The sequence below is a fragment of the Actinomadura logoneensis genome (genome assembly GCF_003428695.1).
Taxonomy (GTDB): Bacteria; Actinomycetota; Actinomycetes; order Streptosporangiales; family Streptosporangiaceae; genus Spirillospora; species Spirillospora logoneensis.
On sequence record NZ_QURH01001008.1, the window covers coordinates 1 to 12,271 of the forward strand.

Here is a 12,271-nt window from a genome sequence, read left to right on the forward strand (position 1 = left end):
CGCGGCGGACCGGTCCGCACGCCGGCGGCCGGGGTTTCCGCGCCGCCGACCAGGGAAGATCTTGTTCCGCCCCCGGGCCAGGGGGCGCGCTGAGGGATGCAGGGGAGCGAAGGTGCCGTCGAAGCCAGCGGAGCAGCCTCCGGGCCGGCCGGACCGGGCCCGTCCGGAAGGACGGCCCGACCGCGGCCGGCCCGATCCGGGGCGGCCCGACCGGAGGCAGTCGGTGCCGCCCCGCGACAAGCCCGGCCAGCCGTGGCGCGCCGAGGGCGTGAAGCACCAGCCCGAGAAGAAGAACGGCGGCGGAAACGGCGACGGCGGCGGCGGGTTCCGTCCGAGCCGCAACACCTTCATCTTCTGGCTCCTGCTCCTGCTGGTGTTCGCGCTCAGCTACACGTCGATGAACATCGCCGGGCAGAAGGAACGCGCCGACATCCCCTACACGGCGTTCACCCAGCAGGTCGCGGCGGGCAACGTCAAGGACGTCTACACCAAGGGCTTCGAGATCCAGGGTCGGCTGAAGCAGGCCCAGCAGGTGCCCGGCCAGAGCGACGCGAAGAAGACCTACTCCGACTTCAAGACGCTGCGCCCCGAGTTCGCCAACGACAACATCTTCGGCGAGATGGTCGCCAAGGGCGTGGTCGTCGAGGCCAAGCCCGTCAACGAGAACCGCGGCGCCCTCGCCAACCTGCTGCTGTCGCTCCTGCCCACGCTGCTGTTCGTCGGCCTGTGGATCGGCGCGATGGTCTGGCTGCAGCGCCGGATGACCGGCGGCGGACGCGGCGGCGGGATGCTCGGCGGGTTCGGCCGCTCCCCCAAGCCCGTCACCCCGGACGAGAAGCGCGCCACGTTCGCCGACGTCGCCGGGATCGACGAGGTGGAGGCCGAGCTGGAGGAGATCGTCGACTTCCTCCGGGACCCCGACAAGTACCGCCGCATGGGCGCCCGCGCCCCGCGCGGCGTGCTGCTGACCGGCTCGCCCGGCACCGGCAAGACGCTGCTGGCGCGCGCCGTCGCGGGCGAGGCCGACGTGCCGTTCTACTCGGCCGCCGCGTCGGAGTTCATCGAGATGGTCGTCGGCGTCGGCGCGGCCCGCGTCCGCGAGCTGTTCACCGAGGCCCGCAAGACAGCGCCGTCCATCATCTTCATCGACGAGATCGACACGATCGGCCGCACCCGCAGCTCCAGCGCCAGCATGGGCGGGCACGACGAGCGGGAGCAGACGCTCAACCAGATCCTCACCGAGATGGACGGGTTCTCCGGCTCCGAGGGCGTGGTGGTGATCGCCGCGACGAACCGGCCCGACATCCTCGACTCCGCGCTGCTGCGGCCCGGCCGGTTCGACCGGCAGATCACCGTGTCCCCGCCCGACCTGGACGGCCGCGTCGCGATCCTGAAGGTGCACGTCCGGGACGTTCCGCTGGCGGCCGACGTCGACCTCACCGACCTGGCCAAGATGACGCCCGGCATGACCGGCGCGGAGCTGGCGAACCTGGTGAACGAGGCGGCCCTGATGGCGGTCAAGCGCGGCCACACCGCCGCCGAGAACGCCGACTTCCACACCGCGCTGGAGAAGATCCAGCTCGGCACCCGGCGCTCGCTGGTGATGCCCGAGGAGGAGCGCCGCCGCACGTCCTTCCACGAGTCCGGCCACGCGCTGCTCGGGATGCTGTTCCCGGGCGCCGACCCGGTCCGCAAGATCACGATCGTCCCGCACGGCCGGGCGCTGGGCGTCACGGTGTCCACTCCGGAGAGCGACCGCTACGCCTACGACGAGCGGTACCTGCGCGGGCGGATCATCGGCGCGCTCGGCGGCATGGCGGCCGAGGAGCTGGTGTTCGGCGTCATCACCACCGGCGCGGAGAGCGACCTGCAGCAGGTCACCCAGATCGCGCGCGGCATGGTCGGCCGCTGGGGCATGTCCGGCCGCATCGGCCCGCTGTCGGTCCTGCCCCCGGAGGGCGGCGACCCCATGAACCAGTACGCCTCGCAGGGCACCCTGGACGCCGTGGACGAGGAGGCCCGCCGCATCGTCGACGAGTGCTACCAGGAGGCCCTGCGCACGCTGTCCGACAACCGCGACAAGCTGGACGCCCTGGCCACCGCCCTCCTGGAGGCCGAGACACTGGACGAGACCGCCGCCTACGCCGCCGCGGGCGTCCCGCGGACCTCCACCCGCCCGGCCCTCCCCGAACCCGACGCCACCTCCTCGGCACCCCCCGCGATCCCGCCCGACTGACCGACCGCGCGGCCAGCGGACCCGCCCCGACGAAATGGATACGCTCGGGGACCGCCGCCTCTACGATGACGGGAGCCCTGCGTGAGGGAGGAATCACCTCAAGTGAGCGTCATGGCCGTCGTCCATCGCCCCCTGCCCGCCGACCCGTTCGACCTCTGGCTGCGTGACGAGCTCGGGGTCGTCCTCGGCCTTCCCCACGATGGCACCCGTGTCGAGATCGTCGGTGGGGAGATCGTCGTGTCACCAGGTCCGGACTTCGCGCACAACCTGATCGTCGGGGACCTCCAGGACGCGTTCGCCGCCGCGAAGGCCCTCGGACGGATGGAGGGATGGCGGTGCGTCCAGACCCAGGACGTCAGCCTCAGCGAGATCCACGAGGGCTACATCCCGGATCTGTGCGTCATGTCGGACGCCGACGTCCACAAGGCGCGGGACCGGCGGTCGACGAAGATCCTTCCCGACGAACTCACGCTCGCCGTCGAGGTGACCTCCCGCTCGAACGTCGCCGAGGACCGGGAGCCCGGCCCCCGGCGCCGACGGCCGAGCAAGTGGAACGGCTACGCCCGCACGGGTGTCCCCTTCTACCTGCTCGTCGACCGTGATCCACAGGTGGCGGCCACGACGCTTTTCACCGAGCCGAACCCGGCGGGCATGTACGAGGAGTCGGTGAAGTGGAAGTTCGGGGAGATCGTCGAGCTTCCTGAGCCGTTCGGGGTGCGGGTGGGGACCGAGGAGTGGGAGCCCTGGGGCTAGAGGTCCGCGGGGAGGGCGGCGTCGCGGATCATGGCCAGGGCGTCCGTGTGGCTCTGGAGAGCCGTCAGGACGCTCTGCGGGGGCTTGGCGTAGACCGTCGGATGGTCGCGTTCGTCGGCGGCCGGGTCGGGGGTGTAGGCGAGGCGGTCCTCGGACGCGGAGAACTCCAGGTCCACGCCGCGCGGGTCTAGCCGGACCCAGCGGTCGTCGGCGAGGACGGCGGTCAGGCCGTGCAGGAAGTGCCGGTCGCCGTCGCGGAGCCGCTGGTAGCACAGGCCCGCCTGGATGCCGCCCGCGCGCAGCAGCGCGGCGAGCGCGTGGGCCTGCGCGTGGCAGAAGCCGGTGCCCTGGTCCAGGACGTCCGAGGCGCGCCAGGTGACGCGCCGGTCCGGGACGTCGGCGGGGTGGCTCACGTTGTCGCGGACGTACTCGAAGGCCAGCCGCGCGTAGGTGAGGTCGTCGCCCGTGCGCAGCTCGGAGGCGATCGACTGGACGAGCGGGTGCTCGACGTCGACCGCCTCGTCCGCGCCGAGGTACTCCCAGGGGTCGGCGGCGAAGACCGGGGAGAACGTCACAGGCCGAGCAGGGACTCGATGCCGACGGTCAGCCGGTCCGGCAGGTCCGCGACCCGGCGGACGCCCAGCAGCACGCCCGGCATGAAGGACTCGCGGTTCATGGAGTCGTGCCGGATGGTGAAGGTCTCGCCGTGCCCGCCGAGCAGCACCTCCTGGTGCGCGATCAGCCCGGACAGCCGCACGGCGTGCACCCGGACCCCCTCGACGTCCGCGCCGCGGGCGCCCGGGATCTCCTGGCTGGTGGCGTCCGGGGACGGGTCCGTGCCCGCCTCGGCGCGGGCGGCGGCGACCAGCTCGGCGGTGCGGCGCGCGGTGCCGGACGGCGCGTCCGCCTTGTTCGGGTGGTGCAGCTCGACGATCTCGACCGACTCGAAGAACGGCGCGGCCTTGGTCGCGAAGTGCATCATCAGCACCGCGCCGATGCCGAAGTTCGGGGCGACCAGGACCTGCGCGCCGGGCCTCTCCGCCTGCCACGACCGGACGGTGTCCAGCCGGGCGGCGTCGAAGCCGGTCGTGCCGACGACGGCGTGGACGCCGTGCTCGACCAGGTAGCGCAGGTTGCCCATCACCACGTCGGGGTGGGTGAAGTCGACGACGACCTCGGCGCCCGCCTCGGTGAGCCCGTCGAGCGCGTCGCCGTGGTCGAGCGCCGCGACCAGCTCCAGGTCGTCCGCGCCCTCGACGGCCCGGCACACTTCGGCGCCCATCCGGCCGCGCGCGCCGAGCACCCCAACCCTGATCACGATGTTCCTCCTGGTCCGCGTGGGTTCGTCCCGAGCCTATCGCGGCCGGTGGCCGGGCCCGGTCACTCGTGCCCGGCGACGAGCAGGTCATTCGTGCCCGGCGACGGACAGGTCACTCGTGCTTGGCGACGAACAGGTTCAGCAGCCAGCTGACGACGCCGATGATGATGGCGCCCCAGAACGCCGGCCAGAAGCCGTCCACGTGGAAGGGCAGGTGCATCTTCTCGGCCAACCAGCTGGTCAGCAGGAGCAGCAACGCGTTCACGACCAGGGCGAACAGGCCGAGCGTCAGCACGTAGAAGGCGCAGCCGAGCACCTGGATGACGGGCTTGATGAACGCGTTGACCACTCCGAAGATGACCGCGACGCCGAGCAGCGTGAGCGCCCGCTTGGTGCCGTTGCCCGCGGTCACCTCGATCCCGCTGATCAGCGCGGTCGCCACCCACAGCGCGACCGCGCTGATCACGGTCCTGAGCAGAAATCTCATGCCCGTCCCCTACCCGATCATGAACGGTGGGTAACGGGACGTGCCCGGAGTGCGACAGCGCCTGATCAGAGGGAGAAGTCGGCGTCCTCGAACGGGCCGATGACGGTGAGCGCCTGCGGGCGGGCGAGCACCTCGGCGGCGATGTCGCGCACGTCGTCGAGAGTGACGCCCTCGATGCGGGCGAGCACCTCGTCCACCGGCAGCAGCGACTCGTAGACCAGCTCGCTCTTGCCGATCCGGGACATCCGGGAGCCGGTGTCCTCCAGGCCGAGGACCATGCCGCCGCGCAGCTGGCCCTTGCCGCGCTCCAGCTCCTCGTCGGTGAGCCCGCCGTCCAGCACCTTGGCGATCTCCTCGCGGCAGATCGCCAGCACCTCCTCGGCCTTGCCGGGCTGGCAGCCCGCGTACACGCCGAAGATGCCGCTGTCGGCGTACTGCGAGGTGAAGCTGTACACCGAGTAGGCCAGGCCGCGCTTCTCGCGGATCTCCTGGAACAGCCGGGACGACATGCCGCCGCCGAGCGCCGCGTTCAGCACGCCGAGCGCGAACCGGCGATCGTCGGTGCGCCGGACGCCCTCGCAGCCGAGCACGATGTGCGCCTGCTCGGTGTCCTTGTCCAGCACCCGGACGGACGGGTCGACCGGCACGTCCGGCCCGCCGACGCGCGGCGCGGACGGCGACGGCGCGGCGATGTCGGACAGGTACGGCGCCCACGCCGTCTCGACCATCCGGACGACCTCGTCGTGGTCGATGTTGCCCGCGACCGACACCACCAGGTCGGACGGCTTGTAGTGGTCGCGGTAGTAGCCGTGGATCCGGTCCCGGGACAGCGCGTTGATCGACTCCTCGGTGCCGAGGATCGGCCGGCCCAGCGGGACGTCGCCGTACAGCGCGAGCGAGAACTCGTCGTGGATGAGGTCGCCCGGGTCGTCGTCGCGCATGTGGATCTCTTCGAGGATCACCCCGCGCTCGGCCTCGACGTCCTCGGGCCGGTTCACCGACGCCGCGACCATGTCGGACACCACGTCCACCGCGAGCGGCAGGTCGCTGTCCAGCACCCGCGCGTAGTAGCAGGTGTACTCCTTGGCGGTGAAGGCGTTCAGGTCGCCGCCGACCGCGTCCACCGCCGCCGAGATCTCCAGCGCCGAGCGCTTCGCCGTCCCCTTGAACAGCACGTGCTCCAGGTAGTGGCTGGCGCCCGCGTCGGCGACCTCCTCGTCCCGGGAGCCGACCCCGGCCCAGATGCCGAACGCGGCCGAGCGGACCGTCGGCAGCGTCTCGGTGATCACGCGCAACCCGCCGGGGAGCACGGTCCGCCGGACGGTCCCCTCCCCCTCGGGCACGGTGTCGGCGCGGCCGTCGCGGGGGGTGCTTCCGGGCTGCTGCGGGCTGGTCACGGGGCGAGTCTCCAGGGGTCGAACGGACCGACCGGCCCGTCCCTGTCAGTGGCTGACGGGACGGGCCGGTCGGGACGGCTGCTACGCGGTCGGATCAGGAGTTGCGGCTGTCGTCGCCGGACGGGCGACGGGTGCGGCGGCGGCGCGGGGCGCGCTTGTCGCCGTCGGCGTCGCCACCGGACTGGCGCGGCGCCTCCTCACCGTCGGCGCCCTGCGCCTGCGCCTGGGGCGCCTCGCCCGCGGCCTCGCGGTCGGCGGCCTCGCGCTCGGCCACCTCGACCGGGATCAGCGACAGCTTGCCGCGCTGGTCGATCTCGGTGACCTCGACCTGGATCTTCTCGCCGACCGAGATGACGTCCTCGACGTTCTCGATCCGCTGGCCGCCGTGCAGCTTGCGGATCTGCGAGACGTGCAGCAGGCCGTCCTTGCCGGGCAGCAGCGACACGAACGCGCCGAACGTGGTGGTCTTCACGACCGTGCCGAGGAACCGCTCGCCGACCTCCGGCATGTGCGGGTTGGCGATCGCGTTGATCGCCTGCCGCGCCGCCTCGGCGGACGGGCCGTCGGTCGCGCCGACGTAGATGGTGCCGTCGTCCTCGATCGTGATGTCCGCGCCGGTGTCGTCCTGGATCGAGTTGATCATCTTGCCCTTCGGGCCGATGACCTCGCCGATCTTGTCGACCGGGACCTTGATCGTGATGATCCGCGGAGCGAACGGGGACATCTCGGACGGACCCTCGATGGCCTCGGCCATGACGTCCAGGATCGCCAGCCGCGCGCCCTTGGCCTGCTTCAGCGCCGCGGCCAGGACCGAGGCGGGGATGCCGTCCAGCTTGGTGTCGAGCTGGAGCGCGGTGATGAGGTCACGGGTGCCGGCGACCTTGAAGTCCATGTCGCCGAACGCGTCCTCGGCGCCGAGGATGTCGGTGAGGGTGACGTACTCGCCGCCCTCGTGGATCAGGCCCATCGCGATGCCCGCGACCATCTGCTTCAGCGGGACGCCCGCGTCCAGCAGCGACATCGTGGACGCGCAGACCGAGCCCATCGAGGTGGAGCCGTTGGAGCCGAGCGCCTCCGACACCTGCCGGATCGCGTACGGGAACTCCTCGCGCGTCGGCAGCACCGGGAGCAGGGCGCGCTCGGCGAGGGCGCCGTGCCCGATCTCGCGCCGCTTCGGCGAGCCCACCCGGCCGGTCTCACCGGTGGAGTAGGGCGGGAAGTTGTAGTTGTGCATGTAGCGCTTGGTGCGCTCGGGGTTCAGCGTGTCGATCATCTGCTCCATGCGGAGCATGTTCAGCGTGGTCACGCCCATGATCTGGGTCTCGCCGCGCTCGAACAGCGCCGAGCCGTGCACCCGCGGGATCACGTGCGCCTCGGCCGACAGCTGCCGGATGTCCTTCACGCCGCGGCCGTCGATGCGCAGGCCGTCGCGGATGACCCGCTCGCGGACGAGCTTCTTGGTGACGGCGCGGAAGGCGGCGGAGATCTCCTTCTCGCGGCCCTCGAAGTCGGCGCCGAGCTTCTCGACCGCGCCGGCCTTGATCTCGTCCAGCCGGGACTCGCGGGTCTGCTTGTCGGCGATCGTCAGCGCCTCGGCCAGCTCCTGGCTGACGGCGGCGGTGACGGCGGCGAGCACGTCGTCCTGGTAGTCCAGGAAGATCGGGTACTCGGCGGTCGGCTTGGCGGCCGTCTCGGCGAGGGCGCTCTGCGCCTCGCACAGCACCCGGATGAACGGCTTGGCGGCCTCCAGGCCCTCGGCCACCGTCTCCTCGGTCGGGGCGGTCGCGCCCTCGCCGACCAGCTTCAGGGTGCCGACGGTGGACTCGGCCTCGACCATCATGATCGCGACGTCGCCGTCCTCGAGCATCCGGCCCGCGACGACCATGTCGAAGGTCGCGCGCTCGAGCTCGGAGTGCCGCGGGAAGGCGACCCACTGGCCCTCGATCAGCGCGACGCGGACGCCGCCGATCGGGCCGGAGAAGGGCAGCCCGGCGAGCTGGGTGGACAGCGACGCGGCGTTGATCGCGACGACGTCGTACAGGTCGTCGGGGTGCAGCGCGAGGATGGTGCCGACGACCTGGATCTCGTTGCGCAGGCCCTTCTTGAAGGACGGGCGCAGCGGGCGGTCGATCAGGCGGCAGGTGAGGATCGCGTCCTCGGACGGCCGGCCCTCACGGCGGAAGAACGAGCCGGGGATGCGCCCGGCGGCGTACATCCGCTCCTCGATGTCCACGGTGAGCGGGAAGAAGTCCAGGTTGTCCTTGGGCTTCTTCGACGCGGTGGTGGCCGACAGGACCATGGTCTCGTCGTCCAGGTAGGCGACGGCGCTGCCGGCCGCCTGACGGGCGAGCCGGCCCGTCTCGAAGCGGATGGTCCGCTTGCCGAACGAGCCGTTGTCGATCACGGCCTCGGCACTGGTCGCGCCCTCGATGCGCGGAGCTTCGGTCACGGGAAACCTCCTGTTTCCGGTCGACGTCGCCTCGCGGTCGTTTCCCGTTGTGCTGACAGGCGGTGCCGGTCTTCGATCGAAGCGTCCGGAACGGGCCGCGTTTCCGGCGGCCGTCCGGAGGCCACTACCGAGGACCGGCCGCAGCAGCGGTGTCCGCGAGGCTCTTCCTTCTGTGGCCGGCCTGGTCGGCCGGCCGGACCGGCCGGTCGTCCGACCGGCCGGGTACCCCCGGGAACTGTCATGCCCAGGAACCGGGGGACGTATGGGGGTTCTCTATGCGAGGAGGGAGTGGCCCGGTCCGGACCACTCCCCCTCTGGCACCGCTATCGGCGGAGGCCGAGGCGCTCGATCAGCGAGCGGTAGCGGTTGATGTCCTTGTTCTGCAGGTACTTCAGCAGACGGCGGCGGCGGCCGACCAGCAGGAGCAGACCACGGCGGCTGTGGTGGTCGTGCTTGTGCTCCTTGAGGTGCTCGGTCAGGTCGTTGATCCGCTTGGTCAGCAGCGCGACCTGGACCTCCGGGGATCCGGTGTCACCCTCAGTGGTCGCGTACTCGGAGATGATCTTGTTCTTGGTGGCGGTGTCGAGCGACACGTGGCTCCTTCTGTGATCTCGTCATCCGCAGGCCCCGGGGCCGCCGGGGTCCGCATGATGCGTCAGGGATACGTGTGCGGGCCGCATGAGGGTGCAGCCCGCCGCGCCGGGACCTCGTCCCGGCGACTATCAACCGTACCACGGACGGCGGCCCCGGCTGTCACGGACCGGCGGCGCACGGTGATCACCGGCGGCGGGCCGTGTCGATCACCGGCGACCGGCCGCTCCGGCGCGCGGATTCCGCCGCCCGGACACGCCGTCCGCCACGGATTCCGGCGTCAGGATCCGGGGCCGGTTTCAGCCTCGGATCCCAGGCCGATCTCAGCGCCAAGTCCCGGCGCCAGTCCCGGCGCCAGTCCCGGTGCCAGGCCCGGCCTCCGGCCCGCGGCGTCCGGTCCCGGTGTCAGGACGTCTCGGCGGTGAGGTCGCGGGCGCGGGAGACGTCGCGGTGCATCTCCTCGATCAGCGCCTCGACGGAGTCGAACTTCAGGGTGTCGCGGATGCGGGCGAGGAAGTCCACGGCCATGTGCTCGCCGTAGAGGTCCAGGTCGTCGCGGTCGAGGGCGTACGCCTCGACGGTGCGCTCGGCGCCCTCGAAGGTGGGGTTGGTGCCGATGGAGATCGCGGCGGGCCAGCGGAAGCGCGGGAAGCGGTCGGTGTCGGCGACCAGCCAGCCCGCGTACACGCCGTCCTTGGGGATCGCCGAGTGCGGCGGGGTCTCCAGGTTGGCGGTCGGGAAGCCCAGCGCGCGCCCGCGCTGGTGGCCGCGCACGACCACGCCCTCCACGCGGTGCGGGCGGCCGAGGGCGCGCGCGGCGGCCTCGACGTCCCCGGCGTCCAGTTCGGCGCGGACGCGGGTGGAGGTGATGGTCTCGGTGCCTGCGTCGGAGTCGGCCACCAGCGGGATCCCTTCGGCGGTGAAGTCGTATTTGTCGCCCAGCTCGGCCAGCAGCGCGACGTCGCCGCGGGCGCGGTGCCCGAAGCGGAAGTCCGCGCCGACCATGACGTGCTCCGCACGCAGGGCGTCCACCAGGACGCGGCGGACGAACTCGTCGGCGGGCTCGCGGGACTGCTCGGCCGTGAACGGGACCACCAGGACCGCGTCCGTGCCCAGCTCGCCGAGCAGCTCGACCCGGCGGCGCGCGGTGGTCAGCAGCGGCGGGTGGCTCCCCGGCCGGACGACCTCGTCCGGGTGCGGCTCGAAGGTGACCGCGACCGACCGCAGGCCGCGCTCGCGGGCGCGCTCGGCGGCGGCGCGGACGATGCGCGCGTGCCCCCGGTGCACCCCGTCGAACACGCCGATGGTCACCACCGACCGTCCCCAGTCGGCGGGGACCTCGTCGAGGCCGTGCCAGCGCCGCACCTTGTGCCCTCCCCTGCGTCGGACCCGTCACCGGTGAGCCTGCCGTGGGACGCCTGCCACCGGCGTCTCCCGCCCCAAGGGTGCCATGCGCGGCGGGGTGCGCGGTCCCCCGGGGTCCGCCGGACGGACGCCCGGGCGCGGAGAAGTGGATCACCGCTGACGGGAGCGGTCGATCACCCGCCACGGCGGTCGCGGAGCCGCTGGGGGCGGGGCGCCGGTGGGCGGCGTGGGAGGTCGGGGCACGGGGGCTCGGCCGGTAGCGTTTCCCGCGTGAGCGTGCAGAGCCGGAGCGGCGCGCGGAACGCCCGTGGCGGCGGCGTTCCGCTCTCCGGCACGCGTCCGCGCGGGCCGGTGGTGGCGCTGCTCGCGCTGGTGCTGACCGCCCTGCTGGCGGGGCACCGGACGGTCCCCGGCGCGGCCGGGACGCTCCTCGACACGGTCCTGCCGTGGGTCGGGCTGCCGGTGCCGCTGCTCCTCGCGGTCGCGGCGTACCGGCGGGCCTGGACGGGCCTGGCCGTCGCGCTCGTCCCGGCGGTCGTGTGGACGGTCCTGTTCGGCGGCGCGTTCGTCCCCGGCACGGCGTCCGCCCGGCACGACCTGCGCGTGGTCAGCCAGAACCTGTACGCCGACAACCGGGAGTCGCCGGCCGCCATCGAGCGGCTGATCGCCACCAAGGCCGACCTGATCGCGGTCCAGGAGTTCCGCGACGGCGCCTCCACGCGGCGGCTGGACGCCGTCTACCCCTTCACCGCCCGGCGCGGCACGGTCGCCCTGTGGGGGAAGTTCCCGCTGCGCGGCGCGCAGATCGTCGATCTCGGGCTGGGCTGGCCGCGCGCGCTGCGGGTGAAGGCCGAGACCCCGCGCGGGGAGATCTCGGTCTACGTGGCCCATGCCGGGTCCGCCCGCCCGGGCGCGACGCACCGGCGGGACGTCAGCGTGGACCGCCTCGCGGACGCCGTCCGGGCGGACGGGGCGGAGCGGCTGCTCGTGCTCGGCGACCTCAACACCGCGACCACCGACCGCGAGCTCGGCCGGCTGGTGCCGCACCTCAGCGAGGCGCAGCTCACGGCCGGGACCGGGCTCGGCTTCACCTGGCCGTCGTCCTTCCCGGTCACCCGCCCCGACCACGTGCTGTACCGGGGCGTGCGGGCCGAGGCCGCGACCACGCTGCGCACGCCCGGAAGCGACCACCGGGCCGTTCAGGCGGACTTCAGCGTCGGCCGGTGAACGGGCATGGGACGATGAGACCACTCATGTCCGATTCCGCCCTGCCTGCCCGGCTTCTCACGCGTTCCGCCCGCGCGGTGGTCTTCGCGACGGTCTGCCTGACGCTGACCGTCGCCGGCCACGCGTACTCGGCGGGCGCCGCCGTGCCCGCGGCCGGGATCGCGCTGGGCTTCCCGCTGGTCGCCGTGGTCGCGGCGCTGCTCGCCGGGACGGAGCGGTCCCTCCCCACGATCCTGGGCGGGCTGCTCGGCGCACAGTTCGGGCTGCACGTGCTGTTCGTCCAGGTGTCGGACGGGACCGTCCACCACGGGGCGCCGCACGCCGCGCACGGCCACGGCGGCGCGGTCATGACGCTCGCCCACACCCTGGCCGCGCTGGTCGCCGCCTGGTGGCTGCGGCGCGGTGAGGCGGCGGCGTGGTCGCTGGCCCGCCGGATCGCCGCCGCCGC

At 72.7% G+C, this 12,271-nt stretch carries 11 protein-coding genes; 4 read left to right on the top strand and 7 right to left on the bottom strand.

Annotated features, from left to right (window positions below; genetic code table 11):
* Positions 1 to 223 precede the first annotated feature (223 nt).
* Complete coding sequence (ftsH, locus tag DZF91_RS34655; RefSeq protein WP_117361266.1) at positions 224 to 2,236, top strand: ATP-dependent zinc metalloprotease FtsH; 2,013 nt, start codon at positions 224 to 226, stop codon at positions 2,234 to 2,236.
* 111 nt (positions 2,237 to 2,347) lie between these two features.
* Positions 2,348 to 2,989, top strand: coding sequence for a Uma2 family endonuclease (locus DZF91_RS34660; RefSeq protein ID WP_235834779.1), 642 nt, complete (start codon positions 2,348 to 2,350; stop codon positions 2,987 to 2,989).
* Here the strand turns inward: DZF91_RS34660 and DZF91_RS34665 are convergent.
* The 7 genes from DZF91_RS34665 to DZF91_RS34695 all read right to left on the bottom strand — a co-directional run bounded on the left by DZF91_RS34665 (position 2,986) and on the right by DZF91_RS34695 (position 10,596).
* The gene (locus tag DZF91_RS34665; RefSeq protein ID WP_117361268.1) at positions 2,986 to 3,564 is read right to left on the bottom strand and encodes a transglutaminase-like domain-containing protein; all 579 of its coding nucleotides are present in this window, start codon (positions 3,562 to 3,564) and stop codon (positions 2,986 to 2,988) included. The two genes, DZF91_RS34660 and DZF91_RS34665, sit on opposite strands and share 4 nt — an antisense overlap.
* Positions 3,561 to 4,307, bottom strand: a complete 747-nt coding sequence (gene dapB / locus DZF91_RS34670; RefSeq protein WP_199487098.1) for a 4-hydroxy-tetrahydrodipicolinate reductase — start codon at positions 4,305 to 4,307, stop codon at positions 3,561 to 3,563. The genes DZF91_RS34665 and dapB overlap by 4 nt, the downstream gene beginning before the upstream one ends.
* 112 nt (positions 4,308 to 4,419) lie before the next feature.
* Complete coding sequence (locus DZF91_RS34675) at positions 4,420 to 4,794, bottom strand: phage holin family protein (RefSeq protein WP_117361270.1); 375 nt, start codon at positions 4,792 to 4,794, stop codon at positions 4,420 to 4,422.
* Positions 4,795 to 4,859: 65 nt separating this feature from the next.
* Positions 4,860 to 6,206: a M16 family metallopeptidase gene (locus tag DZF91_RS34680; protein WP_199487101.1), complete on the bottom strand. Its 1,347-nt coding sequence runs from the start codon at positions 6,204 to 6,206 to the stop codon at positions 4,860 to 4,862.
* Positions 6,207 to 6,285: 79 nt separating this feature from the next.
* On the bottom strand, positions 6,286 to 8,622 hold the full coding sequence (locus DZF91_RS34685; protein WP_117361274.1) for a polyribonucleotide nucleotidyltransferase: 2,337 nt from the start codon (positions 8,620 to 8,622) through the stop codon (positions 6,286 to 6,288).
* A gap of 341 nt (positions 8,623 to 8,963) precedes the next feature.
* A complete protein-coding gene (rpsO, locus tag DZF91_RS34690; RefSeq protein ID WP_117361272.1) occupies positions 8,964 to 9,233 on the bottom strand; it encodes a 30S ribosomal protein S15 in 270 nt (89 codons plus the stop codon).
* A 403-nt stretch (positions 9,234 to 9,636) separates the two neighbouring features.
* Complete coding sequence (locus DZF91_RS34695; protein WP_117361273.1) at positions 9,637 to 10,596, bottom strand: bifunctional riboflavin kinase/FAD synthetase; 960 nt, start codon at positions 10,594 to 10,596, stop codon at positions 9,637 to 9,639.
* Positions 10,597 to 10,866: 270 nt separating this feature from the next.
* Here DZF91_RS34695 and DZF91_RS34700 point away from each other — a divergent pair, with 270 nt between their 5' ends.
* Both DZF91_RS34700 and DZF91_RS34705 read left to right on the top strand, forming a co-directional pair.
* Positions 10,867 to 11,823, top strand: a complete 957-nt coding sequence (locus tag DZF91_RS34700; protein WP_199487099.1) for an endonuclease/exonuclease/phosphatase family protein — start codon at positions 10,867 to 10,869, stop codon at positions 11,821 to 11,823.
* A 26-nt stretch (positions 11,824 to 11,849) separates the two neighbouring features.
* Positions 11,850 to 12,271, top strand: a 422-nt coding sequence (locus DZF91_RS34705; protein ID WP_199487100.1) for a hypothetical protein, incomplete at its 3' end; no start/stop codon positions are given.

Bases quoted from the DNA above. Each gene is read 5' to 3' on its own strand.
- DZF91_RS34660 (WP_235834779.1), top strand. From the start codon at position 2,348: ATGGCCGTCGTCCATCGCCCCCTGCCCGCCGACCCGTTCGACCTCTGG.
- DZF91_RS34675 (WP_117361270.1), bottom strand. From the start codon at position 4,794: ATGAGATTTCTGCTCAGGACCGTGATCAGCGCGGTCGCGCTGTGGGTG.